The 24,589-nt window shown below is 64.6% G+C and carries 19 protein-coding genes; 16 read left to right on the top strand and 3 right to left on the bottom strand.

Annotation, left to right across the window (positions count from 1 at the left end; all coding sequences use genetic code 11):
• The 16 genes from AC30QB_RS16060 to AC30QB_RS15985 all read left to right on the top strand — a co-directional run.
• A partial coding sequence (locus AC30QB_RS16060; protein ID WP_489547251.1) for a hypothetical protein occupies window positions 1-502 on the top strand: 502 nt, incomplete at its 5' end.
• A gap of 580 nt (window positions 503-1,082) precedes the next feature.
• A complete protein-coding gene (locus AC30QB_RS16055) occupies window positions 1,083-7,538 on the top strand; it encodes a type I polyketide synthase (protein ID WP_489547250.1) in 6,456 nt (2,151 codons plus the stop codon).
• The gene (ccrA, locus tag AC30QB_RS16050) at window positions 7,535-8,773 is read left to right on the top strand and encodes a crotonyl-CoA carboxylase/reductase (RefSeq protein ID WP_489547249.1); all 1,239 of its coding nucleotides are present in this window, start codon (window positions 7,535-7,537) and stop codon (window positions 8,771-8,773) included. The genes AC30QB_RS16055 and ccrA overlap by 4 nt, the downstream gene beginning before the upstream one ends.
• Window positions 8,770-9,780, top strand: coding sequence for a glycosyltransferase family 2 protein (locus AC30QB_RS16045; protein ID WP_489547248.1), 1,011 nt, complete (start codon window positions 8,770-8,772; stop codon window positions 9,778-9,780). The genes ccrA and AC30QB_RS16045 overlap by 4 nt, the downstream gene beginning before the upstream one ends.
• Window positions 9,777-10,808, top strand: coding sequence for a glycosyltransferase family 2 protein (locus tag AC30QB_RS16040; protein ID WP_489547247.1), 1,032 nt, complete (start codon window positions 9,777-9,779; stop codon window positions 10,806-10,808). Before AC30QB_RS16045 ends, AC30QB_RS16040 begins: the two co-directional genes overlap by 4 nt.
• Window positions 10,777-11,901: a hypothetical protein gene (locus tag AC30QB_RS16035; protein WP_489547246.1), complete on the top strand. Its 1,125-nt coding sequence runs from the start codon at window positions 10,777-10,779 to the stop codon at window positions 11,899-11,901. The genes AC30QB_RS16040 and AC30QB_RS16035 overlap by 32 nt, the downstream gene beginning before the upstream one ends.
• An 85-nt stretch (window positions 11,902-11,986) precedes the next feature.
• Complete coding sequence (locus AC30QB_RS16030) at window positions 11,987-12,850, top strand: diiron oxygenase (protein WP_489547245.1); 864 nt, start codon at window positions 11,987-11,989, stop codon at window positions 12,848-12,850.
• Window positions 12,851-12,868: 18 nt separating this feature from the next.
• Window positions 12,869-13,123 carry a hypothetical protein gene (locus AC30QB_RS16025; protein ID WP_489547244.1) on the top strand — a complete coding sequence of 85 codons (255 nt, stop codon included), beginning with the start codon at window positions 12,869-12,871 and terminating at the stop codon, window positions 13,121-13,123.
• A gap of 1 nt (window position 13,124) precedes the next feature.
• On the top strand, window positions 13,125-14,729 hold the full coding sequence (locus tag AC30QB_RS16020) for an amino acid adenylation domain-containing protein (protein ID WP_489547243.1): 1,605 nt from the start codon (window positions 13,125-13,127) through the stop codon (window positions 14,727-14,729).
• Window positions 14,730-14,734: 5 nt separating this feature from the next.
• Complete coding sequence (locus AC30QB_RS16015) at window positions 14,735-15,580, top strand: WecB/TagA/CpsF family glycosyltransferase (RefSeq protein ID WP_489547242.1); 846 nt, start codon at window positions 14,735-14,737, stop codon at window positions 15,578-15,580.
• Window positions 15,577-16,437: a polysaccharide deacetylase family protein gene (locus AC30QB_RS16010; protein WP_489547241.1), complete on the top strand. Its 861-nt coding sequence runs from the start codon at window positions 15,577-15,579 to the stop codon at window positions 16,435-16,437. Before AC30QB_RS16015 ends, AC30QB_RS16010 begins: the two co-directional genes overlap by 4 nt.
• Window positions 16,437-17,426: a glycosyltransferase family 2 protein gene (locus tag AC30QB_RS16005; protein WP_489547240.1), complete on the top strand. Its 990-nt coding sequence runs from the start codon at window positions 16,437-16,439 to the stop codon at window positions 17,424-17,426. Before AC30QB_RS16010 ends, AC30QB_RS16005 begins: the two co-directional genes overlap by 1 nt.
• A 171-nt stretch (window positions 17,427-17,597) precedes the next feature.
• A complete protein-coding gene (locus AC30QB_RS16000; RefSeq protein ID WP_489547239.1) occupies window positions 17,598-18,017 on the top strand; it encodes an SxtJ family membrane protein in 420 nt (139 codons plus the stop codon).
• Window positions 18,018-18,026: 9 nt separating this feature from the next.
• Window positions 18,027-18,176 carry a DUF5989 family protein gene (locus AC30QB_RS15995; RefSeq protein ID WP_489547238.1) on the top strand — a complete coding sequence of 50 codons (150 nt, stop codon included), beginning with the start codon at window positions 18,027-18,029 and terminating at the stop codon, window positions 18,174-18,176.
• A gap of 12 nt (window positions 18,177-18,188) precedes the next feature.
• The gene (locus tag AC30QB_RS15990) at window positions 18,189-20,018 is read left to right on the top strand and encodes a carbamoyltransferase family protein (protein WP_489547237.1); all 1,830 of its coding nucleotides are present in this window, start codon (window positions 18,189-18,191) and stop codon (window positions 20,016-20,018) included.
• A gap of 12 nt (window positions 20,019-20,030) precedes the next feature.
• Complete coding sequence (locus AC30QB_RS15985; protein ID WP_489547236.1) at window positions 20,031-21,212, top strand: alginate O-acetyltransferase AlgX-related protein; 1,182 nt, start codon at window positions 20,031-20,033, stop codon at window positions 21,210-21,212.
• On the opposite strand, the gene AC30QB_RS15980 is transcribed toward AC30QB_RS15985, so the two are convergent.
• Genes AC30QB_RS15980 through AC30QB_RS15970 form a run of 3 tightly spaced genes read right to left on the bottom strand, consistent with a single transcriptional unit; the run spans window position 21,204 to window position 24,312 of the window.
• Complete coding sequence (locus tag AC30QB_RS15980) at window positions 21,204-22,214, bottom strand: DUF1839 family protein (protein WP_489547235.1); 1,011 nt, start codon at window positions 22,212-22,214, stop codon at window positions 21,204-21,206. The two genes, AC30QB_RS15985 and AC30QB_RS15980, sit on opposite strands and share 9 nt — an antisense overlap.
• On the bottom strand, window positions 22,211-23,125 hold the full coding sequence (locus AC30QB_RS15975; protein ID WP_489547234.1) for an amino acid--[acyl-carrier-protein] ligase: 915 nt from the start codon (window positions 23,123-23,125) through the stop codon (window positions 22,211-22,213). The genes AC30QB_RS15980 and AC30QB_RS15975 overlap by 4 nt, the downstream gene beginning before the upstream one ends.
• Window positions 23,122-24,312, bottom strand: coding sequence for an acyl-CoA dehydrogenase family protein (locus AC30QB_RS15970; RefSeq protein ID WP_489547233.1), 1,191 nt, complete (start codon window positions 24,310-24,312; stop codon window positions 23,122-23,124). Before AC30QB_RS15970 ends, AC30QB_RS15975 begins: the two co-directional genes overlap by 4 nt.
• Window positions 24,313-24,589: the final 277 nt, after the last annotated feature.

Raw genomic sequence — 24,589 nt, 5'->3', positions numbered from 1 at the left:
GCGCAACAACACCTTCACCAACAACTCGGTGGTCGCTGGGGTGTGCCGCGGTGGCAACGTGACCGTGCACGGCCAGTGGGATGGGCTGCTGATCGAAGGCAACACCATCACCCAGGCAGCATCGTCCGAAGGCTGCTGGGGCTTCAGCATCACCCCGGGCTACGCCAACTCGGCCGAGTGGTTTCGCAACACCGTGGTGCGCAACAACACCGTCACCAACCTGGGTGGTTGCGCGGTGTGCGTGATCTCTGCGCCGGGCATCGTGATCGAAGGTAACCGTATCTTCAACAGCCAGGCTGCGCAGATTGCGGTGACCGTGAGTTCGCCCGGTGAGTCCAGCGATGACGCCGGCCTGAGCCCGACGGTGCTCAACAACACCGTGTGCTTCACGCAACCCAACACGAGCAGTGCTCCAGTTGCCGTGCGTGTGGCAGGTGGCTTGGTGTCGGGTACGGTGTACCTCACCGGCGCTGAAGCCACCACCGGAGCCTGCGCTCGGTAGTCGGTCTAGGCCCATTGCTCTGACGAGCATCGCCACACCAGCGGAAGTCCGAGCGCCCTAGCTCCACAGGCCGGGGCCTGACGCGGTTCGCGGCAGTATGCAGCCGAGTCTTGATCGTGAGCTGCACTTCGCCGCTTCACTTGGTCTCGTCTTCCGAACGGGATGCTGACGGCGGCACGTTGTATTCGAAAGCGCTTTGACGCGCGTAGTTCGAGCTACGACCCTGCGCGCAAGTGCCCGCCGCTTCATGCGGTGCGCAATATTTCACTGACTGAGTTTTGACTGCGTCCCCGTGGGCGCCATACGCCTATCTAGGGGGTCTAGAGGCCCTTCAATGGCGCACATAATTCCCGGGCTTTCCGCGTCGTCAGCGGTGCTTGCAGACCCTGCATTGCGCGAGTATTGCGGTCGGACAACATCCCGCTGCACGGTCTCGGCAAGGCGCCAAACTCGCCATTCGCATGTGCGAGCGCCCGAGACTTCCACCTGCTCAGATATTAAAGATTGACTAGACGATGAGTTACGTGACGATGGCCGCCACCCCTGTCTCAACCGAGGCTCCCGCCGCAGGAAAGAGAGCATGAGCGAGGTGAACGAGACTGACATCGCCATCGTGGGCATGGCGATCCGGGTTCCTGGCGCATCGACCCCGGAGCAGTACTGGGCCAACCTGACGGCGGGCATCGAGGCCACGCACACGTACACCGATGAAGAGTTGATCGCCAAGGGCGTTTCGCAGAGCACGCTGTCTGATCCGAACTACGTCAAGGCGGGCATCACGCTGCAAGACATGGATGCCTTCGACCCCGAGTTCTTCGGGTTCAGCCAGAAAGAAGCCGCCATCCTTGACCCACAACACCGGCAGTTCTATGAAGTCTGCTGGGAAGCGCTCGAGCGGGCCGGCCACCCGCCCGAAGCCTTCGATGGCGCCGTCGGTTTGTTTGCCGGCTGCGGCATGGGCGCGTACTTCGCCTTCAACCTGCTGTCCAACCCCGAGCTCGTCGACTCCGTCGGCCTCTTTTTGCTGCGCCACACCGGCAACGACAAAGACTTTCTGTCCACACGCGTCTCGTATGCGTTCAATCTGAACGGCCCCTGCGTCAACGTGCAGACCGCTTGTTCCACCTCGCTGGTCGCCACCCACCTCGCGGTGCAGAGCCTGCTGTCAGGCGAGTGCGACATGGCATTGGCTGGCGGCGTGACCATCGAAGTGCCGCATGGCGTGGGCTACCACTACAAGGAAGGCGAAGTGCTGTCGCCCGACGGCCACTGCCGCACGTTTGACCACCGCTCCAAGGGCACGGTGTTTGGCAGCGGTGCCGGCGTGGTGGTGATGCGCCGTCTGGCCGATGCGCTGCGCGATGGCGACCACGTGCACGCAGTCATCAAGGGCACTGCCGTCAACAACGACGGCTCACGCAAGGTCGGCTACCTCGCTCCGAGCGTCGACGGCCAAGCCGCCTGCGTCACCGAAGCCCTGGCCGTTGCCGATTGCAGCGCCGATACCGTGAGCTACATCGAATGCCACGGCACGGCTACGCCCGTGGGCGACCCGATCGAGATTGCTGCACTTACGCAAGCCTTTCGCGACACCACCGATCGGGTGGGCTACTGCCTGGTTGGCTCGGTAAAGACCAACATCGGCCACCTGGACACCGCTGCCGGCGTGGCCAGCCTGATCAAGACCGCGCTCGCGCTCGAGCACAAGCAGATTCCGCCTTCGCTCAATTTCGAGTCGCCCAACCCACGCATTGGCTTCGAAGGCAGCCCGTTCACGGTGGTCTCCAAGCTGACCGACTGGAAGGCCGGCGACACGCCGCGCCGCGCGGGTGTCAATTCGCTAGGCGTCGGTGGCACCAACGCTTTCGTGGTGCTGGAAGAGCCCCCCGCGCGCGCGCCCACGCCGATCGACGACTCGACGCAGCTGCTGGTGCTATCGGCCCGCAACCGCAAGGCACTCGACGACAACGGCAAGCGCTTGGCCGCCTGGCTGCGCCAAAACCCCAAGGCGCCACTTGCCGACGTGGCTTACTCGCTGCGAGTCGGGCGCCGCGGATTTGAGCAGCGCCGTGTGTTGGCCTGCGCGAGCCACGAAGAGGCGGCAAGCCTGCTCGAAAGCAACGACGCCAAGCGTGTTTTCACCCACACCAAGGACCTGGATCACCCCGCGTTGGTGTTCATGTTCCCCGGTGGTGGCGCGCAGTACGTGCGCATGGGCATGGGCCTCTATGAGCATGAGCCGGTGTTCCGCGAGCACATCGACAAGGGCCTGGCCATATTGAAGAACCGCTTCGGCGCCGACCTGGCGCCGGTGCTGCTCGCCAAAGAGGTGAGCACTGAGCTGGCCGACGCACTGGCGAAGCCGTCGGCTCAGCTGCCGCTGACCTTCCTGGTTGAGATTGCGCTCACGCGCCTGTGGGAGTCGTACGGCATCAAGCCTGACGTGGTGATCGGCCACAGCATGGGCGAGAACAGCGCGGCCTGCATCGCTGGCGTGTTCTCGTTCGAAGATGCGCTGGGCCTGCTGCTGCTGCGTGGGCAACTGGTCGAACAATCACCTCCCGGCACCATGATCAGCGTGCCCATGGCCGCCAAGGAGCTCGTGCCTTTGCTGGGCGAAGAGCTCGACCTGGCTTCGGCCAACAGCCCCCAGCTCTCGGTGATGTCGGGCCCATTCGCACCGCTGGAGGCGCTGGCCACCCGTCTGAAAGAGCAGGGCATAGACACGCAGCAGGTGAAGGTCAATGTGGCGGGGCATTCGCGCCTGCTCGACGGCATCTTGCCGCGCTTTCGCGCCTACTTGCAGAGCATCAAGCTCAACGAGCCCAAGCTCCCCATTGTTTCCAACCTCACCGGCAAGTGGCTGGACCCGGCGCGTGCGCTAGACCCCGAATACTGGGTGCAGCACTTTCGCAATTCCATTCTCTTCGCCGATGGCGTGGAGACTCTGCTCGAATCCGACAACCACGTGTACCTTGAAGTGGGCCCGGGCAACATGCTCGGCTCTTTCGTGCGCCAGAACCCGCGCTCGCCATCGCAGCGCGTACTGTCGTCAATGCGGCACCCGCAAGACCCAATCCCCGACCACGTCTATTTCCGCACCGTGATGGGCCGGTTGTGGGCTCTGGGCATCGACTTCGACGTCGAGCGCTTGTGGGGCAAGGATCGCCGCCGCACGCCGCTGCCCACCTACCCCTTCCAGCACGCACGCTACTGGATCGAGCCCGGCGTGGGTGCTTCGGGCCCGACGCGGGCCGACGCCGAGCGGCCGCTGCGCCAGCCGGAGTTGAGCGACTGGTTCCGCAAGCCGCGCTGGGTGCAGCAGGGCATTCTTGAATCGTCTGAAGAGCCACGCACCTGGCTGGCATTCCACGGGCGCGAGCCGGTGTCGCTTGCCGCCGTGGCCAACCTGAAAGAGGCGGGCCACCAGGTTGTCTCGGTGCTGCCGGGCGACACCTTTGCGCAGGTCGACGACAGCACCTACACGCTGGCCGCAGAAGCGGGCGGCGTTGGCTACCAGGAGCTGATAGATGCGCTGGTGGCGCGCGAGATCTTCCCCGACCGCATCTTGCACACCTGGCTGGTGACGGTGGACCGCGCCTTCCGCGCCGGCTCCACCTTCTTCCACCGCAATCAGGAGCACGGCTTCTATTCGCTGTTCCATCTGGCGCGTGCGCTGGCCAAGGCCGGCATCACCGACCGGGGCCTGCACATGACGGTGGTGGCCAACGGCGCCCAGCGCGTGGGTGACGAGGCCTTGCCTTTCCCCGACAAGGCGACTGCACTCGGCCCCTGCGCGGTCATCCCGCGCGAGTTCCCGAACGTCACCTGCGCCTTCATCGATGTCGACCTCGATGCCGCACGCAGCAATGCCAAGCGCAATGCACAGAGCGACGCCGCGGCGTTGCGCGTATCAGGCGACCTGGCCGGCGAGTTGTTCGCCCAACCCGGCACGCGCGTGATCGCGTGGCGCAATGGCGTGCGCTGGCAGCGGCACCTGGGTGCCTTCCGCGCCTCCAAGGGCGCCGAAGGCGCACCGCGCCTGCGCCAAGGGGGCGTCTACCTGTTGACCGGTGGCCTGGGTGGCATCGGTGGCGTGATTGCCGAATGGCTGGCACGCGAGTACCGCGCCAAGCTCGTGCTGGTGGGCCGCACACCGCTGCCGCAGCGCAGCGACTGGGACGAATGGTTGAGTACGCACGAAGCCGGCGACTCCATCAGCCAGGCCATCCAGAAGGTGCGCCAGCTCGAAGCGCTGGGCGCAACCGTGCTGCCGGTGGCCGGCGATGTGGCCGTGGCGGAGCGCATGAAAGAAGTGGTGGCCGAAGCACGCGCCGCCTTCCGCGACATCCATGGCGTGTTCCATGTGGCCGGGGTGATCCGCGACAACCTGATTCAACTGAAGAGCCCGCGCGACATCGAAGACGTGTTCTCGGCCAAGGTCTACGGCACCCAGGTGCTGGACGAGATCTTCCGCGACACGGCGCTCGACTTCATGCTGCTGTTCTCGTCGACCAGCGCCTACGTGGCGCCCACCGGCCAGGTCGACTACGTGGGTGCAAGCTCCTTCGTCAACGCCTTTGCCGAATCGTGCCGCGGGCAGCGCAAGTACCCCGTCACAGCAGTGTCTTGGGGCATCTGGAAAGACGTGGGCATGGTGGGCCAACTTGCCGCGCCATCGCAAGACACGCAGGCTGAAACCCTGCCGGTCACCAGCCCGCACTTCGACCACCGTCACGCCTCGCGTGATGGTCTGGCGCAGTTGCAGGTGCTCACTGGCACGCTGTCGTGCAGCGACTGGGTGATTGACGAGCACCGGCTGGGCAGCGGCGAAGCGCTGCTGCCGGGCACGGGCTATCTGGAACTGGTGCGTGCCGCATTGGCCGAGCTAGGCAACAACGGCCCATGGCAGCTGAGCAACCTGGTCTTCGAGTCGCCGCTCTTCGTGGCAGACGGCGCCTCGCGCGCCTTCCGTGTCAGCCTGCGCGGTGACGAGAAGCGTTGGGACGTAGAGATTTCTGCCGAAGGCGAGACCCCCGGCAGCTTTGTGCGCTGCGCCGCGGCACGTGTCACACCGGCCGAGACCACGGCGCCCACGCCTGTGGTGCTGGCCGATGTGGAGGCGCGGTGCACGGTGTCGACCAGCGCCGCTGCCGGCGCCAGTGCCTTGCGCACGCGCCAAGAAGCCCATCTGAAGTTTGGCCCGCGCTGGCGGGTGCTGAAGCGCCTGAGCCTGGGCCACAAGGAAGCGCTGGCCCAGTTGCACATGCCGGCCGAGTTTGCATCCGACTTCACGACCGACGGCCTGCACCCCGGCCTGGTCGACATCGCCACCGGCTGCGCCATGGACTTGATCCCCGGCTACGCCGACCAGGACGTGGCGCAAAGCCTGTGGGCGCCCATCTCCTACCGCGGCCTGCGTTACCACGCACCGATTGGTGCCGACGTGTTCAGCTGGATACGCCTGTCCAGCGACGGCTCGGCGGCCAGCGATTTTGCGACCTTCGACGTGACGCTCACCGACGCCCAAGGCAAGGTGCTGGTGGAGGTGGAGCGACTCACCTTGCGACGCCTCAACGGCCCTTGGCATGCACCGAAAGCCGAAACTGCCATGGCTGGCGGCGAAGGTGCAGCAGAGCCGGCGGCCACGCGCGCCAAGCCCTTGTCGCCTGGCGAGATCGCCCTGCGGCACAACGTGAGCCAGGGCATTACGCCGCCCGAAGGCTTGCAGGCCTTGGCCCGCTTGCTCAACGGCGAGATGCCCGCCGAGCTGATCGTCAGCTCGATGAAGGTCGATGAGCTGATAGTGCAGGCCGAGTCGCTCAGTCGTGCGTCGGTGGCGAGCAACGAGGCGCGCTTCTCGCGCCCCGAGCTCGACAGCGATTTCGCGCCGCCGCGAGATGCTTTCGAGAAGGGCCTCGCCGAGCTGTGGGGCAAGCTGCTGGGTGTTGAAGGCGTCGGCATTCAAGACAGCTTCTTCGACCTGGGCGGGCACTCGCTGATCGCCGTGCGCCTGTTCAACGAGATCGCCGACAAGTTCGATGTTGACCTGCCGATGTCGGTGCTGATGCAGTCGCCGACCATCGAAGCCCTGGCCACGCTGGTGCGCGGCGGGCCGTACAGCGAAGACGCCGCGGCCGTTGACCAGCTGGCCAGCGATGGCGAGAGTGGTGCGCGTGCCAAACCGGCGCTGCGCTATCAGCACGTGGTGCCTATGCATGCGGCGCCTGTTGCCGGGCGCACGCCGCTCTTCGTGGTGGCCGGCATGTTTGGCAACGTGCTCAACCTCAGCCACCTGGCACACCTGCTGGGCGAAGACCGGCCGTTCTATGCCTTGCAGGCCCGCGGCCTCTATGGCGACACACCGCCGCATGAAAGCTTCGAAGAGGCGGCCACCGACTACCTCGCCGAAGTGGTGCAGGTGCAGCCGCAAGGCCCCTACCTGTTGGGCGGTTTCTCGGGCGGTGGCCTGATCGCCTTCGAGATGGCGCGGCAGCTGCTGGCCCGTGGCGAACAAGTGCTGGGCGTGCTGATGCTCGACACGCCGGCACGCGAGATCCCCAGCTTCAGCCTGGCCGATCGCATCTCGATGTTCACCCAGACCGCGCAGCGCGAAGGCGTGAGCATCGTGGCCAACAAGGTCAAAGCGCGCATCCAGTGGGAGCTGGAAAAGCGCAGCCGCCGCCAGGAGCCTGCGACGACCGCGAACGACAACTCGCCCAACTTTCAATCCAAACGCATCGGCGATGCCTTCTTCCGCAGCCTGGTGAAGTACAAGATTCCCGCGGTGCCTGTGCCGGTGGCCGTGTTCCGGCCCAAGCTCGACGTGAAGTTCCGGCTGAGTCGCGACCGCCTGGTCGACTCGTTCCGCAACTACGTGCGAGCCGACAACTTCTGGGAGCCACACGTGGGCCAGCTGCAAGTCTTCGAGGTGCCCGGCACCCACGACAACATGGTCCTGGAGCCCAATGTGCGCGTGCTGGTGTCCTTGCTCAGACGAGTGATCGACGGGATAGGTAAGGGGGAAGCGAAGTGAACGAAAGCAAGCAACTCTACGAACTCGGCGAGACGCCGCCGCTGGGCCACGTGCCCGCGAAGATGTACGCGAGCGTCATCCGCAGTGAGCGCTACGGCCAGCCGCGCGACGCCTTCCAGGTCGAGGTGGTCGACGTGCCCAAGCCGGGGCCACGCCAGGTGCTGGTCTGGGTGATGGCCGCGGGCATCAACTACAACAATGTGTGGGCCGCGCTGGGCACGCCGGTCGACGTGATCGCCGCGCGCCGCAAGGGCAACCCCGCCGAGCCGGCGTTCCACATTGGGGGCTCCGACGCCTCGGGCATCGTCTGGGCCGTGGGCTCGGAGGTGCGCAGCGTGAAGGTGGGCGACGAGGTGGTGCTGTCATGTGCAATGTGGGACGAAAACGCCCCCGACATTCAAGCTGGCGCCGACCCCATCACCTCGATCAGCGCCAAGATCTGGGGCTACGAAGAGAACTGGGGCTCGTTTGCGCAGTTCACCCGCGTTGACGATTACCAGTGCCACCCCAAGCCGCCCAAGCTGTCGTGGGAGGCCGCGGCCGCCTACATGCTGGTGGGTGCCACCGCTTACCGCCAGCTGATGGGCTGGGCACCCAACATCGTGAAAGAAGGCGACCCGGTGCTGATCTGGGGCGGCTCGGGTGGGCTCGGCTCCATGGCCATCCAGATCGTCAAGGCCAAGGGCGGTATTCCGATTGCCGTGGTCTCGTCCGAGGGCCGCATGGAGCACTGCTACAAGCTCGGCGCCAAGGGCGTGATCAACCGCACAGACCCGGCCTTTACGCACTGGGGTCGCTTGCCCGACACCAGTGATGCCGAGGGCTATGCCAAATGGATGCAAGGGGCCAACGCCTTCCGCAAGAAGTGGTCTGAAGTGCTGGGCTCGCGGCAAGGCCCGCGCATCGTGCTTGAGCACCCGGGCGAGTCGACCATTCCGACCTCGGTGCTGGTCTGCGACAACGCCGGCATGATCGTCATCTGCGCCGGCACCACCGGCTACAACGCCGACATTGACCTGCGTTACCTGTGGATGCGCCAGAAGCGCCTGCAAGGCTCGCACTTCGCCAACGCCGAGCAGTGCCGTGCGCTGAACGACATGGTGATATCCGGTGACGTCCACCCTGCATTGGCGCGCACCTTCTCCTTCGATCAGGTGGGCACGGCGCACCAGCTGCTGCACGAGAACACCCACCCGCCGGGCAACCTTGCGATTCGGGTCAACGCGGTCGCATGAACCCGGCACCGGCCCCCACGCGCCTGTTGATTTCCATCGTCGCGTGGAAAGGGGCCGACCTCACCATCGATTGCCTGCGGTCAATTGAGCCGGAGCTCGCCTCGGTGCCGGGCACGCGCGTGATCGTGGTCGACAACGCCTCACCTGACGGCTCTGACATCCGTGTGGAACAAGCCATCGCCGAGAACGGCTGGGGCCGCTGGGCAACGCTGATGCGCGCAGCTGGCAACCACGGCTTTGCCGCGGGCAACAACGTGGCCATACGCGCCATGCTGGCCGAGCAGCAGCCGGCAGAGTTCCTGCTGCTGTTGAACCCTGACACCCTGGTGCGCCCAGGGGCGCTGCGCATCATGCTCGACTTCCTCGTCGCCCACCCCAAGGTGGGCATGGCAGGGGGCCGCAGCGAAGACCTTGATGCCACGCCGCAGATGTGCTGCTTCCGCTTCCCCAGCGTTTTCAGCGAAGCCCTGGGCTATCTGGGCGTGGGCGTGCTTGACCGCCTGTTCAAGCGGCGCCTCACACGCCTGGGCATTCCGGAAGAGCCGCGCCAGGTCGACTGGGTGTCGGGTGCTTTCGTGATGTTTCGCAAAGCCGTGATCGACGATGTCGGCCTGATGGACGAGGGTTATTTTCTCTACTTCGAAGAAACCGATTTTCTTAGGCGCGCGCAGTTGGCCGGCTGGGGCTGCTGGCATGTGCCGCAGAGCCGCGTCGTGCACTTGGTAGGGCAGAGCAGCGGTGTGACCGTGCGTGACCGCGCGCCGAAACGTTTGCCCCGCTATTGGTTCGAGTCGCGGCGGCGTTATTTCGTCACCCAGCATGGCCGCCTCTACGCGGCCATGACCGACCTGCTGGTGATGCTGGCCTACCCGGTCGGGCGATTCATCCGCTGGCTGCGGCGCAAACCGGCGCAAGGCGCGCCGCATTTTCTAGCCGACTTCATCCGCCACAGTGCCCTGTTCAGCGGTGACAGCGGGCCGCCTCTGGTGCGGCAAAAGAGGGCATGAGCACCCCGATGCCCGTGCATGTGGCGATCGTCAACTACCGCACCGGCGGCTTGGCGATCGACTGCCTGCGCTCGCTGGTGGATGAGGTGGCTGCCTTCCCCGGCAGCCGCGTCACCGTGGTCGACAACGCTTCAGGCGACGGCTCTGCCGAGCTCATCGCGCGGGCCATTGCCGAAAACGGCTGGTCGGGCTGGGCGCAATTGCTGGCGTCGCCGGTGAACGGTGGTTTTTCGTATGGCAACAACGAGGTGGTGCGCTTGACGCTGCAGCAGCCCGACGCCCCTTGCTACTACTGGCTGCTCAACCCCGACACCCGTGTGTTCCCCGGGGCTTTGCGCGCCTTGGTCGACTTCATGCAGACCCAGCCGCGCGCGGGCATCGCCGGCAGCAGCTACCTGCTGGGCAACGACCAGCCGTGGCCCTACACCTTTCACTTCCCCACCATCTGGAGTGAACTGGCGAGCGGCTTGCGCCTGGGTGTTGTCGCGAGGCTGCTGAAAGAGCACGTCGGCCTGCGCCTCATGGGCAGTGAGCCTGAGCAGGTCGACTGGTTGCCCGGTGCCAGCATGCTGGTGCGGCGCGAAGTCTTCGAGACGGTTGGCCTGATGGACCAAGGCTACTTTCTCTATTTCGAAGAAACCGACTTCAGCCTCGCCGCGCGCCGCGGCGGGTGGCAGACCTGGTACGTGCCACAAAGCTGCGTCAAGCACTTCGTTGGGCAAAGCACCGGGGTGAGCGGCCACCACGCGGCCGTCAAGCGGCGCCCGCAATACTGGTTCGACTCGCGTCGCCGCTATTGGGTCAAGAACCATGGCCGCGCATACGCGGCCGCCGTCGACGTGGTCTGGGCGCTGGCCTACAGCACCTGGAAGCTGCGCAACCTGGTGCAGCGCAAGCCGGCCGAGTACCCGCCGTATTTCTTCCGCGATCTGCTGCGCAATTCCGCCCTGTTCCACAGCGGCCTGCCCACCAGCACTGCCGCCTCACAAAGCTCCCATGGCCATACAAATCGTCCCGCACAGCGTTGACCGGCGCTTTGCCGTGCAGGAGTTCAACCAGCGCATGAAGCAGGGCGGCTCGCCCTGGTCGTTCTATGTTGACCCCGAGCCCGACTGGATCCCCAAGCGCGACGGCCAGAACGTATGGCGCGAGTACTACCTGGCTGTGGAAGACGACTCCGCCGTGCGTGGCGCCTTTGCACTCAAGCCACAAGACTGGCTCATCAACGGCCAGGTGCAGGTGGTGACCGACTGGCAGGGCCCGTTTTCCGAAGGCGCGATCGACGTGCGCCACGGCACGCTGGGCCTGCGCATGATCCGCGACATGCTGAAGAAGCGGCCGCTGCTTTACAGCTGGGGCCATGGCGGTGACGACCAGCCGGTGGTGCAGATGCTGCGCAAGATGAACTGGCTGCTGCACCCCACGCCGTTCTGCCTGTTCGTGGCCAAGCCGGCGCGCTTTCTCAGGCTCAATGCACAGCTGCGCAAGTCGCCACTGCGCCGAGGCGTGCTCGATTTGTTGGCCTACAGCGGCCTCGGGTGGCTGGCCCTGCGTGCCATGCATGCGGTGCTCAAGCTCAAGTCGCCTGGTGGCCGATTCAGCGCGAGTGCCACTGAAGTGCCCAGCTTCGGTCCCTGGGCCGATGAGCTCTGGAGCCGTTGCAAAGGCCGCTACACGGCCATCGCAGTGCGTGACGCGGCATCGATGAATGCGCTGGCGCCGCAAGGTGCCTGGCCGCCTGTCACGCGCCTGCGTGTCGACCGTGCCGGCCAGACCATCGGGTGGGCATTGACCATGGACACGCAGATGAAAGGCGAGCACCGATTCGGTGACCTGCGCGTTGGTTCCATCGTCGACTGCCTGGCCGACCCCGCAGATGCGGGGGAGGTGGTGGCCGCGGCCACGCGCTTCCTCACCGAGCGCGGTGTCGACATCGTGGTGTCCAACCAAGCCCACCCCGGCTGGGCCCGCGGCTTCGCGCAAAACGGCTATGCCGTGCTGCCCGACAAGCGGCTGTTTGCGGCCTCTGCGGCGCTACAAGAAGCACTGTCCCCCTTCGATCAGGTGTCACAGGGCCTTCATCTGACAAATATGGACGGTCACGGCCCCATGGCCCTGTGATTTCGCCGGCCTGCGGGATTGCAAAGGCTTGCATTTCATGGCGATACTTTCGCTTCCCCACGCTATGCCCGACAGGAAGTTGTCCATGGAATCCGCATCCGAACTCGCCACGCGCCTGACCAAGGCTTCGCGCAAGAAAACCTGGGACGTTTACAACACCTTCAACTGGCCCGAGGCGCTTGAGCAAAACGTCTGGTACATGCCGCCCGAGCTGATCTCGATCTACGGCACGCCGGCATATGAAGCCCTCACCGAAGAACAGCAAAAGAAGCTGAGCCTGTACGAGCTGGGCAACTTCTTCAGCCTGGTGCTGCAAGGCGAGCGCCCGCTGGTGGCAGGCCTGGTCGACCGCCTCTACTCCAAGGGCAACACCACCTCGGTCAACGAATACCTGCACCACTTCGTCGACGAAGAGAACAAGCACATGGTGATGTTCGGCGAGTTCTGCAACCGTTACATCGGCAAGGTGTATCCCGAGAAGAAAATCTCGCTGCCCAAGACCTACGCCAAGGGTGAGGAAGAAGTGGCGTTCTACTGCAAGGTGATGGTCGTCGAGGAGCTGGGCGACTACTACAACCTGGCCATTGAGAAAGACGCGCGCGTTGATGCGCTGGTGCGCGAAGTCAACAAGGTGCACCACATCGACGAAGCCCGCCACCTGGCCTTCGGCCGCTTGCAGCTGGCCGAGCTCTTCGCCAAGTTTTCGCCCGACTGGTCAGCCGAAACGCTTGCGAGCTTTCGCGAGTGGTTGGTGGCCTATTTGCGTGCCTCTTGGGGCGACTACTACAACCCCGCCATGTACCGCGATGCCGGCCTGGCCGATTCGTACGAAGTGCGGCAGATGGCGATGGCCCACCCGGTCTGCGCCGAGCAACGCCAGAAGGCGTCGGCCAAGGTCGTGAGCTATTTCATCAAGACAGGCCTGCTGGCCGAGGAGCCCTCGCTCTGAGCGAGGTGAGTGAGCAACATGCAAGAGAGTGAAGTCAGAACCAAGCTGCGCACCTGGATCATCAAGCACACCAAAGCGCCCGCCAAAGCCGCCGCGTTCACCGATGAAACACGCATTCTCGAAGAGGGCATCTTGTCTTCGCTCGACATCGTCGAGTTCGTGCTCTTCATTGAAAGCCTGCGCGGCGAAGACGTAGACACCGACGACATCGAGCCCGAAGTCTTCACCAGCATCAACACGCTCTATGCAGCCTTCTTCGCTCAGGTGACCTGACATGCCGCAAGCGCGCAGCCTTCGCACCGGCTTTCTCCGCTCAGCGGAGCAGTACCCCGACCGCCCAGCCTTGCAGCTGGATGGCGCGGTGCTGAGCTATGCGCAGCTGATGGCGCGCGCGGCTGCGCTGGCGCAGACCCTGTCGGCGCATGCCCCTGCCGGCGAGCCTTCGTTGACCGCGGTGTTTGCGCACCGCTCGATCACCGCCTATGCCGGCGTGCTGGCCGGCCTGTTGCGCGGCCATGGCTATGTGCCGCTGAACCCTGGGTTCCCTGCTGACCGCACGCACAGCATGCTGGTGCGTTCGGAGTGCCGCAGCCTGATCGTCGACGCCCATGGCGCGAGCCAGCTCGGCGAGGTGTTGCACGGCGTGGAGACATCGCTCGTCTTGCTGCTGCCCGACCACGACGACGTGAGCGAACTCGCCGCGCAGTGGCCCCAGCATCGCTTTTTGGGCGTACGCGATTTAGCGGACGCGACCGGCTGGTCGGCGGGCCCGGTTGATGCGAACAGCATCGCCTATCTTCTGTTCACCTCGGGCAGCACCGGCCAGCCCAAAGGCGTGATGGTGGCGCACCGCAATGCCGTGCCCTATGTCGACGCCATGGTCGAGCGCTACGCAGTGACCGAGCAAGACCGTTTCTCCCAGACCTTTGACCTCACCTTCGACCTGTCGGTGCACGACATGTTCGTCGCCTGGGAGCGCGGCGCCTGCGTGTGCGCGCCCACCAGCGGCCAGAAGATGTTCCCCGGCAAGTACATCACCGACTGCGGCATCACCATGTGGTTCTCGGTGCCGTCGACCGCGGTGCTGATGAGCCGGCTGAAGATGCTCAAACCCGGCAAGTACCCGAACCTGCGCTTCAGCCTGTTTTGCGGCGAGGCGCTGCCGGTCGAGATCGTGCAGAAGTGGGCCGAGGCCGCGCCGCAGTCCATTGTCGAGAACTTGTACGGCCCGACCGAGCTGACCATCGCCTGCACGCTCTACCGTTGGAACAATGAAGTGTCGCCAGCGCAAAGCGCTTTCGGCGTGGTCCCCATCGGTGAGCCTTATCCCGGCATGAAGGTGCTGGTGGCCGACGAGCAGCAACGCGAAGTGGCAGTGGGTGAGTCGGGTGAGTTGCTCATGACCGGCCCGCAGCTCACGCTCGGCTACTACAAAGATGCGCAGCGCACCGCGGCGGCGTTCATCACGCCTTCGGGCTGCAGCGAGGTGTACTACCGTACCGGCGACCGCGTGCGCCGCCCCGCAGCCGGTGAGCCCATGGTCTACCTGGGCCGCGTCGACAACCAGATCAAGATCCAGGGGTACCGCGTCGAGTTGGGCGAAGTCGAAGCCATCTTGCGCGAAGAGGCTGGTGTTGATGTGGCCATCGCCGTGGGCTGGCCCGTCACCGCCAGCGGTGCCGACGGCATCGTTGGGTTTATCGGCGCCGACACGGCCGACACCGCAGCCGTTCGTGAGCGGGTGATCGCACGCCTGCCGCCCTACATGCACCCAAGTGAGCTGAGGCTCGTCGGCGAGTTCCCCCTCAACGCGAACGGAAAGGTCGATCGCAAAGCCTTGCTCGCCACGCTGGCGCAGCAGGCGGTAGCGGTCGAATGAACGCCATGAGCCCTCCCAACATCACCGTACCGGGCGCCCTGGGCGGCCCGATTGCGATTCCTGCACCCCCTTCGGCACCGGGCAGTGACGGCAACATCGTGTCAGTGCTCGGCGTGCCGGTGACCGACGTCACGATGGAGCATGCATTAAGTCTCTTGCAAACCCTGCTGCACGCGCAACCGCGGCGCGCGCACGGCATCTACTTCGTCAACGCCCACACGCTCAACAACGCCTGCGACCGCCCGGCCTATCGGGCTGTGTTGCGTTCGGCGGACCGCATCTTCGGCGATGGCACCGGCGTGCGTTGGGCTGCACGCCTGCTGCATGGCGTGGCACTGAAAGACAACGTCAACGGCACCGATCTCGTGCCCCTGATGTTCTCGCGTTGGGCCGATCGCGGCCTGCGCTACTACCTGCTGGGCAACACACCCGAACGCATCGAGCAAGCAGCGGCTTACGCACGTCGCACGTTCCCAGGCTGGGAGCTGGCCGGTTGCCACCATGGTTTCCTCGGCCCCAACGACCACGACGCCGTGATCGAAAAGATCAACGCCTCGGGCGCGCACATGCTGCTGGTGGGCATGGGCAACCCCAAGCAAGAGCAGTGGATACACGACCACCTGCCGCAGCTGAAGGTGCCGCTGTGTCTGGCCACGGGCGGGCTGTTCGATTACTGGGTGGGCGACCTGATCCGTGCGCCCAAGTGGGTGCGCCGCATCGGCTTCGAGTGGCTGAGCCTCTTGATTCGCCAGCCCCACAAGGCAGGCCGCTACCTCATCGGAAACCCAAAATTCCTTCTGCGCGTGATGCGCAGCATGCTGACGAAGCAAGACAGAAAGACCTATTCATGACCGTGTCGGTGCCTCGCTGGTTGATCAAGAAGGCGGCGCGTACTGCCATGGTGCTGGGCAGCTTTGTCACCGGCTCGCTCGCGTTGCGCAAGCTGGGCCGCCGTGGCCCGACCATACGCGTGCTCACCTACCACCGCTTTGGCGACGCTGTGCGTGACCCGTGGTGCGTGAGCGCTGCAGTGTTCGAGGAACAGATGCGTTGGCTGGCCGAGCGCAAGCTCGCGGTGTCGCTAGACGACGTGGAGCGCTTTGTGCGCGGCGAGATCGAGCTGCCCGACGGTGCCGTGCTCGTCACCATGGACGACGGCTTCAGCAGCGTGCTGCACATTGCCGCGCCCATCATGCGGCGCTACCGCATCCCTTCAGTGGCCTACGTGACCACGAGTTTCATGGGCACCACCAGCATCTCGGGCGAGCGCTACCTCACCTGGGACGAAGTGACGCGCCTGCCGGCCGCCGGTGTCACCGTGGGCTCGCATGCGCACACGCACCGCTCGGTGGCCAAGCTCAGCCCGATGGTGGCTCTGGAAGAGGGCGAGCGCTCCAAGCAACTGCTGGAGCAGCACCTGGAAGCGCCGGTGCGGTCCTTCGCCTACCCCTTCGGCATGCGCACCGACGAGAGCGAAGCCACCGCCAAGATGCTCACCGAATGTGGCTACACCTCGGTCTTCATCGCCCAGCACGGCACGCTGCGGCCGGGTGCCGACCTGGCGCGCCTGCCGCGCGTGAAGGTTGAGGGTGGTGAGCCGCCGTGGATGTTCAAGCTGCTGTGTCGTGGCGGCATGGACGCTTGGAAGCTTTTCGACGACACGCTCTGGAAGCTGCAGCGCCCCGCACCGACCGAGCAGGCGCAGTAATGCCAGAGGCTGCAGCCGGCGGCATTGCCGTCGTGGCCATCGGCCGTAACGAAGGTGAGCGCCTGCGCGCCTGCCTCACCTCAGTGCTGCGCTTTGCAAGCCTCGTGGTGTATGTCGACTCCAACTCGACCGACGATTCCGTGGCCATGGCCAAGGCTTTGGGCGTCGATGTGATCGTGCTCCCACCAAACGTGGCCTTCACTGCAGCGCTGGCGCGCAACGCTGGCTGGCGCCGTGCACTCGAGAGCGCACCGCAGGTCGAGTTCATCCAGTTCGTCGACGGCGACTGCGCTGTGGTCGAGGGCTGGATGCCACGGGCGCAAGACTTTCTGTTGACCCACCCTGATGTGGTGGCCGTGTGTGGCCGCCGCCGTGAGCGCTATCCCGAGCGCTCGATCTACAACCAGCTGTGCGACGTCGAGTGGGCTTCACCGATAGGAGAAGCCAAGTCTTGTGGCGGTGACGTGATGATGCGCGCCGCCGCTCTGCAGGCGGTGGGCGGCTACCGCGACAGCCTGATCGCCGGCGAAGAGCCCGAGCTGTGCGTGCGCCTGCGTGCAAAAGGCGGCCGCGTGTGGCGGCTCGACGCCGAGATGACGCTGCACGACGCTGCCATGATGCGCATAGGCCAGTGGTGGAAGCGCTCGATGCGTGCCGGCTATGCCTATGCCGAAGGCGCTCACCTGCATGGGGCGCCGCCCGAGCGGCACTGCGTGCGCGCGGCTCGCCGCGCCTGGTTGTGGGGCCTGGGCATTCCACTGTTGGCCGTTCTCGGCGCCGTATTCTGGAGCCCGTGGTGTCTTGTCGTCTTGCTCGTGTATCCGGTGCAGATGCTCAGGCTATACCGGGGCTTCGACGGTACGACCAAGGCGAGGTGGGCACGCGCGGCGTTCTCGGTGCTGGGCAAGTTTGCCGAGGTCACGGGCCAGCTCAAGTTCGTTCGCCTGCGTTTCACCGGCGGGCGCGCACGGCTCATCGAATACAAGTGAAACGCGCTTTGAAGCTGCTGTGACAGAGTGCTTGAAGTGCGTGAATACTGCCGATAAATCAGGCATCCATTCGGGGGGGAACCCCCGAGTTTCCAAGAGCGCTGCGGGTCAAACCCAATCCTGACCGGGATAAACTCGCTCCGCTTCAAACACCGCCCAAGGAAAGAGTTCATGTCGCATGAAGATCTGACAAGAGAAGACGAAATCGAGGGGTCTTCCGATCGTTCGTTCGGCATCGTGTTTGCGGTGTTTTTTCTCCTCGTCGCGTTCTTGCCGCTGCTGCATTCGCACACACCGCGCTGGTGGGCAGCAGGCATTGCGGCTGCATTTGGCTTGGTCGCGTTCACAGTGCCTGGCGTGCTGGCCGTGCCCAACAAGCTCTGGATGAAACTCGGCCTGCTGATGGCCAAGGTCGTGAGCCCGATTGCTCTCGGCATCCTCTTCTATCTCGTGTTCATGCCGGTTGGCTTGGTGATGCGCCTGTCGGGCAAAGACCCGCTGCGCTTGAAGTTTGACCCCGAGGCGAAGTCTTACTGGATCCCGCGCGATCCACCCGGCCCTGAGCCGACCTCCATGACCAACCAGTTTTAGGAATTAACCATGTCGATGATCAAGGAACTCTGGGCCTTTCTGCGTGTGCGCAAGAAAGTGTGGATGTGGCCCATCTTCGCGATGATGGCGCTGCTCGGCCTGTTGATCGTTCTCGCCAAGGGCTCTGCCGTGGCACCGTTCATCTACACGCTTTTCTGAGCCAGACCACAGATGCGCATACTCGGCATATCGGCCTACTACCACGACAGTGCCGCGGCTTTGGTCGAAGACGGTGTGATCGTGGCGGCGGCTCAGGAGGAGCGCTTCACGCGCAAGAAGCACGACTCTGCCTTCCCCAAGCACGCCATCGAGTACTGCTTGGCCGAGGCCGGGGTTGGCATGAGCGGCATCGACCGCGTGGTGTTCTACGACAAGCCTTTCCTGAAGTTCGAGCGGCTGCTCGAGACCTACCTCGCGTTTGCACCGCGTGGGTTCAAGTCGTTCCGCATGTCGATTCCCTTGTGGCTGAGAGAGAAGCTGTTCCTGAAAGACCTGCTGCTCAAGGCCGTCAAGAAGATGGACACCCAAGGTGGCTGGAACGGCGAGTTGCTGTTCAGCGAGCATCACCTGAGCCATGCGGCCAGCGTGTTCTTCCCGTCACCCTTCGAAGAGGCCGTGGTCTTGACGATGGACGGCGTGGGCGAATGGGCCACCACTTCGGTTGCCGTAGGGCGTGGTCACAAGCTTGAGGTGCAGAAAGAAATCCACTTTCCGCACTCGCTTGGCCTGCTGTATTCGGCCATGACGTATTACACGGGCTTCAAGGTGAACTCGGGTGAGTACAAGGTCATGGGCCTCGCGCCCTATGGCGTGCCGAAGTACGTCGACCTGTTTTACAAGAACCTGATCGACGTGAAGCCCGATGGCTCGTTCCGCATGGACATGCGCTACTTTGATTACGCCACCGGCCTCACGATGACGAACGCCAAGTTCGCCGCCTTGTTCGGCGGGCCGGCACGCAAGGCCGGCGAGCCGCTGACCCAGCACCACATGGACTTGGCCGCCTCGCTGCAAGTGGTGACCGAAGAGATTGTGTTGCGCCTCACACGCTCGCTGCGCCAAGAAACGGGCATCAAGAACCTGTGCCTCGCCGGTGGCGTGGCGCTCAATTGCGTGGCCAACGGCAAGATCCTGCGCGACGGCGCTTTCGACAAGATCTACGTGCAGCCCGCCGCCGGCGATGCCGGTGGTGCGCTCGGCGCGGCACTCGTCGGCTATCACATGCAGCTTGACCAGAAGCGTGTGGTGAATGGCGATGCCATGCAGGGCTCCTACCTCGGCCCGAAGTTCGAGCAGGCCGACATCGAAGCCCGCCTGAAGGCAGCCGGTGCGCGCTTCGAGACGCGCGACGATGCGGGGCTGGTCAATGGCGCTGCCGAAGACCTGTCGCAAGGCAAGGCGCTGGGTTGGTTCCAGGGCCGCATGGAATTCGGCCCGCGTGCGCTGGGCAACCGATCCATCCTGGGTGACCCGCGCTCGCCTTCGATGCAAAAGACGCTCAACCTCAAGGTCAAGTACCGCGAGTCTTTCCGCCCCTTCGCGCCTTCAGTGTTGCGCGAGAAGGTCAGCGAGTGGTTCGAGCTCGATGGCGACAGCCCCTACATGCTGATGGTGGCCGACGTGGTGAAGTCACGCCGCTTGGCCATGACTGAAGAGCAAGAGAAGCTCTTCGGCATCGAAAAGCTCAACGTGCCGCGCTCTGACATTCCGGCCGTGACGCACGTCGACTATTCGGCGCGCATCCAGACGGTGGAGGCGAACGTCAACGCGCGTTACCACGCACTGCTGTCGGCCTTCGAGGGCAAGTCGGGTTGCCCCGTGCTGGTCAACACCAGCTTCAACGTGCGCGGCGAGCCCATCGTCGGCACACCCGAAGACGCTTTCCGCTGCTTCATGGGCACTGACCTCGATGTACTGGCAGTGGGCAACTGCTACCTGCGCAAGGAAGACCAGGACCCGGCGCTTAAGCAAAACTACGAAACAGCTTTCGAGCTCGACTGACAAGGAAGCGCGATGAGCAATCGCATCAAGGCCACGCTGCAGTCTGCGGCGGTCGCTCTCGTCGCCATCGCCGTGTCGGTTTTGCTGGCAGAAGGTATGGCGCGTCTGTTCGTTGACCCGGTCGACTTCCTCAACGTCGATCCGGTGAAAGATGAAGTGCTGGGCCACAAGCTCCCGCCCGGCGCCAGCGGCCACGACGCACTGGGCTTTCGCAACCGTGAAGTGCCGAAGCAGGCTGACACCGTCGTCATCGGCGACTCGATGACCTACGGTTCGGGTGCGGCGCGTGAGAGTGCCTGGCCGCAGCAACTCGGCGTGCTGCGCCAAGAGACCGTCTACAACATGGGGCTCGGCGGCTACGGGCCACTGCAGTATCTGCACCTCGCAGGCGGGCTTGCCAAGACCTTCAACCCGCGCCGGCTGGTGGTGGGCTTCTATTTCGGCAATGACCTGCTTGACGCTCACATCATTGCCAATGCTCTGCCGTATTGGCATTCGTGGCGCACGGGCGAGGCCCCGCCGTCGACTGTGTCACCCGATGGCGTGACTGAACCCAAGCGGCGCTTCGGCGCGCTGCGCGATTGGTTGTCACATCACAGCCTGCTGTATGGCTTGCTGCGGGCCACGGTGTTTGCGCCCTTTGCGATTGCCGAGCAGAAGAAGATGGCCGACCAAATGGACCTCGACCACCGCATGAATTGGTCAGACCCGGCAGCGCCCGAGATCAAGACCGTGTTCACTGCTTTCGATCGTGTGTGGGTGCAAGACCTCTCGCAGCCGAATGTGCGCGAAGGCATGCAGATCACGCAGCGTGCATTTGCTGCGCTGAAAGACGAGGCTGACAAGCAGGGCGTTGAGCTACTGGTCGTGCTGATCCCCACGCGTGAGCGTGTGTACTGCCCCTACCTCAAGGCCAGTGGCGCCAAGCTGCCGGCCTCGCACCTGAAGGTGTGCGAGTTCGAAGAGGCGGCCAAGGCCGCGCTCGTGCAGTCGTTGAATGCCAAAGGCATACGCTACGTCGACGCCGTTGGTGCGTTGGAGGCGCAGGCTGCCAAGCATGTGCAAATCTACCCACCGACTTCGGATGGGCACCCGACGGCGCTGGGTCACCGTGCCATCGCCGAGGCCGTGGATGCGGCCTTGAAGCAGGCGCCCGGCGCCGTGAGTGCGCCGGCCTCTGCGGCCTCAAAGTAGTCGGGTTTGGTGCTCTAGCAGGCCCATGCCGTCGTCCCAGGCCTGGGCCATCGGCGCCAAGGCTGCAGTGGCATCAAACTCACGCTTGGCGTTCACCACCCGGGCTATTTTCAAGATAAGCGACTTGCTGTCTTGCGCGATCAGGTCGAAGCGCTCGGCGGCATTCACCAGGCTTGCGTCCACGTGAGGTGCCAGCCAGCGCAGGTGCAGCGAGGCCAACTCGAAGGCCGCGCCCAGTTGGCGCAAGGTGGTGAATGCCCAGGCGTGGTAGTGCGCCAGGCCACGTTCATGCAGCACAGGCAGCTCGGCGTTGAAGCGCGTGGCAAAGCGCCTTACAGGGTTGCTCGACGGGCGCCACGCAAGATGGTCTCGCAGCAGCAGGCCAGCGGCCTGCGCCAGCTCTGCAGGTGACTTGCGGGCCAGCCGGTCGATGCGGATCAGCTCGGCATACAGCGGCAACCCTTGCCCCTCGCCCGGACCGTCCAAGCCGAACAGCTGGCGGAAATCTTCGCCTTCGAGGCTGTAGTAGCTGGCACCATGGAAGTAGCCCAGGCGCTCATGGTCCACATCCAGATCGTTCAGCACGATCGTGGTCTTTACGTGCTGGCGGCGGTAGTCGGTGCCGGCGGTGTCGGGCAGCCAAAACGAGTTGGCCTCAGTGCTGATCAGCCGGCCTGAAGCCAAGTGCTCGGCGGCGTGGTCAAGCAGCGGGCGCCAGACATTGAGCTCCTGCACGTCGATGCCGTAAAGCTTGCGCAGGTCGGCGTGGGGCGGTTTGAAGAAGGTCCAGTGGTCGCCTTCGAAGTCGACAGCGAGCGTGAAGCCCATGGCGGCGGCCGGCTCCAGCTCCAGCGCGCTGAGCAGCTCGATCCAGACGTCGATGTAGCAGTTCTTCTCCAGCCACACGCTCTGCTCGGCATGCATGCTGTGAGGCCGGTAGGTCTCGCTGCTCAGCCCGGTCAGCGCCGCGTGATGACCCGTGCGTGTCTGCGTCGTGCTCACAGTGCCAACTGCTCCCGCACCGCCTGCGGCCAGGCCTGGGTGTCAAACCCGTGGTGCTTGAAGAGGGCTAGCGCCACCCGTTCCAGGCCGAAGCCCAGGCACGCGGTGCTGGCCACTTCGCCATCGTGCGTGCGGACGTCAAACTTGCTGCCGAAATTTTGCTGGTGGTAGTTGAACGAGCACACCGCCGTGGGCGCTTCGAGCGAGATCACGGGCACCAGGACTTCGAACTTCAGCTTTTGCTCGATCTGGCTCGTGGCCAGCATCTTGCCGGTGCGCCCGAAGAAGGGGTCGGATGCAAGGTCAGCGCGCGCAGGCAGGCCAAGCGAGGTGAGCAGGTCCAGCCCGCGTTGCAGCCACATGTCACGCCAGGCCACCACCTGGTCGGCACTGCCCGCACGCACGTACTCGCGCACGCGAAAGGCCTGCATGCGCGTGGGCTCGCGCGAGGGTTCGTTGCGGTAGACCCATGCCGCTTGCAGCGTGACCAGCCGGCCTTGCGGCGGCAGCGTGCCGGTGAGACTGGGGTAGATGGGGTAGCAGGCGGCTGGGTTCAGCGTCACGCCGGTCGGCGTGAGCAATTCGCCCCAGGGTTGACCGCTGGCGGCGCGCTCGGCCAGCGCCAGGGCCTGCAGCGCATTGCCCGAAAAGCTGTGGATGGCACCGCACAGATGCGGAAACGAATCCAGGTAGTTCACCTTCTCGAGCAGAGCACGGTCAATGATGGGCGGGTGGCTCTGCAGCTCGGCGCCGTCGTGACGTGACAGCCGGCTCACGCTGGCATTGAAGCCTTCCAGCACTTGCTCGAACACCGGGCCGCGGCCGAAAGCGCCGAGGGCGCCCGACGGAATGATCAAGCCATGCGCGACCAGCCCGTTGTAGAAGCCTTCGATGTCGTAGGTGACCGTCATGGGGCGTCTTTGAATACCAGCAGCATGGTCGCGCTCTTCGAGGCGATGCGCTCGTTGGAAACCATCAGCGAGGCCGACAGCGTGTCGCGGTAGTGGCGGCCGAGACTGAAAGGCGAGTCGTTCTTGTAGCCGAGCACGCCCAAAATCTGCAGCGCGCGGTGCACGATCTGAGGCGCTGCCTCGGAGCAGCTGATCTTCAGGTTGTTGAGCCGCAGCGCCCAGCCCATGCCTTGCAGCTCTTGTTCGCCGGTGGCGCTCTGAGCAGCTTCATCGAAGGCCTGCGCGGTCGATTGCCACTGCTGCCGCATCACCTGCAATTGCGCCGACACTTCGGCCAAACGCGTGGCTGTGGGCGGCACCGTGCCTGGCTGTTTGCGCGCTTCACTGCGCACGTAGGTGGCGGCTCGGCTGACGGCATCGGCGGCAATGCCCCACCACAGCGAGGCCCACAGGATGTGCGAGTACGGCACCATGGTCTGCGCCGAGCTGTCGGCAAACGCGCCGGGCAAAATCTGCTCGACCGGCCCCGACGATTCGAGCTTGAAGCCGGGGCTGCAGGTGCCACGCATGCCGAGGGTGTCCCAGGTGGTGGTTTGCGTGAGCGTGGTGTCGTCTCGTTTGACCAGCACGAGCACCTGGTCGTTGGCCGGCGCATCGGCGTCGCGGCGACACGTGACGAGCAGCGCATCGGCGTGCGCGCAGTACGAGCCGGTGGTGGCGTCTTTGTTGAGCACGAAGCGCCCCTCGCGGCGCTCGACTGCGCAGACGCTGGTGCGTGTCTCGCCGAAGGTTCCCACCTCGGAGGTGATCGATGCGAGCAGATGCTGTTGCGCCACGATCTCGCGCAAGTAACCGGTGAAGAACGGGCTGCCTGTGGCATGGCGCGCAATGCACGCGACCTGTATGAAGTGCATCGCCAGCACCATGCCGCTGGAGCCGCAGTTTTGCGACAGCGTGGAGCACAGCTGGGTCAGTTGTTGCATGTTGCAGCCCGCGCCGCCCAGCGCTGCGGGCACTGGCGCCGATAACACGCCGGCAGCGCGCAACGCGGTCAGGGTCTCGATGGGGAAGCGCGCGTCTTTGTCGACTGCCGCGGCATGTTGCGCGGCAATGCCAGTGGCGATTTCGCGGGTGGCGCCCAGCAAGGCGGTAAAGGTCTGGCCGGGGCGGGCGGTGGGAGCGTTCATGGAGTGCATGCGAAGACTTGCAAAACTCCGCGTGGAAATGACGGGAAGAGCATAGCGCCGTAACCCGACCCGCTGCATCCCGCGAATGCACAGGCGCGCGTGGCCGCAGACTTAGCTTCTGAGAAATAGTGCACACCCCCCAGCGCACAGCAGAGATCAGGACTTATCCCCCTCTAAGAAGGGGATGCCGTTTGAAGGCAATATCAACGATTCTTCCGGGGCACACTGCCCGTTTAACCGAGCTCAACATTCATGCGTCCCATCCTTCCCGAGCTTC

The sequence above is a fragment of the Rhizobacter sp. genome, from assembly GCF_046595475.1.
GTDB lineage: Bacteria > Pseudomonadota > Gammaproteobacteria > Burkholderiales > Burkholderiaceae_C > Rhizobacter.
This window is presented reverse-complemented; position numbering and strand designations above follow the sequence as displayed.

Excerpts from the sequence above, each read along its gene's own strand:
- AC30QB_RS16030 (WP_489547245.1), top strand. The coding sequence starts at position 11,987 with ATGGAATCCGCATCCGAACTCGCCACGCGCCTGACCAAGGCTTCGCGC.
- AC30QB_RS16035 (WP_489547246.1), top strand. The coding sequence starts at position 10,777 with ATGGCCATACAAATCGTCCCGCACAGCGTTGACCGGCGCTTTGCCGTG.
- AC30QB_RS15985 (WP_489547236.1), top strand. The coding sequence starts at position 20,031 with ATGAGCAATCGCATCAAGGCCACGCTGCAGTCTGCGGCGGTCGCTCTC.
- AC30QB_RS16045 (WP_489547248.1), top strand. The coding sequence starts at position 8,770 with ATGAACCCGGCACCGGCCCCCACGCGCCTGTTGATTTCCATCGTCGCG.
- AC30QB_RS16025 (WP_489547244.1), top strand. The coding sequence starts at position 12,869 with ATGCAAGAGAGTGAAGTCAGAACCAAGCTGCGCACCTGGATCATCAAG.
- AC30QB_RS16010 (WP_489547241.1), top strand. The coding sequence starts at position 15,577 with ATGACCGTGTCGGTGCCTCGCTGGTTGATCAAGAAGGCGGCGCGTACT.
- AC30QB_RS16020 (WP_489547243.1), top strand. The coding sequence starts at position 13,125 with ATGCCGCAAGCGCGCAGCCTTCGCACCGGCTTTCTCCGCTCAGCGGAG.
- AC30QB_RS15995 (WP_489547238.1), top strand. The coding sequence starts at position 18,027 with ATGTCGATGATCAAGGAACTCTGGGCCTTTCTGCGTGTGCGCAAGAAA.
- AC30QB_RS15970 (WP_489547233.1), bottom strand. The coding sequence starts at position 24,312 with ATGAACGCTCCCACCGCCCGCCCCGGCCAGACCTTTACCGCCTTGCTG.
- AC30QB_RS15975 (WP_489547234.1), bottom strand. The coding sequence starts at position 23,125 with ATGACGGTCACCTACGACATCGAAGGCTTCTACAACGGGCTGGTCGCG.
- AC30QB_RS16055 (WP_489547250.1), top strand. The coding sequence starts at position 1,083 with ATGAGCGAGGTGAACGAGACTGACATCGCCATCGTGGGCATGGCGATC.
- AC30QB_RS16015 (WP_489547242.1), top strand. The coding sequence starts at position 14,735 with ATGAGCCCTCCCAACATCACCGTACCGGGCGCCCTGGGCGGCCCGATT.
- AC30QB_RS16000 (WP_489547239.1), top strand. The coding sequence starts at position 17,598 with ATGTCGCATGAAGATCTGACAAGAGAAGACGAAATCGAGGGGTCTTCC.
- AC30QB_RS16040 (WP_489547247.1), top strand. The coding sequence starts at position 9,777 with ATGAGCACCCCGATGCCCGTGCATGTGGCGATCGTCAACTACCGCACC.
- AC30QB_RS15990 (WP_489547237.1), top strand. The coding sequence starts at position 18,189 with ATGCGCATACTCGGCATATCGGCCTACTACCACGACAGTGCCGCGGCT.
- AC30QB_RS16005 (WP_489547240.1), top strand. The coding sequence starts at position 16,437 with ATGCCAGAGGCTGCAGCCGGCGGCATTGCCGTCGTGGCCATCGGCCGT.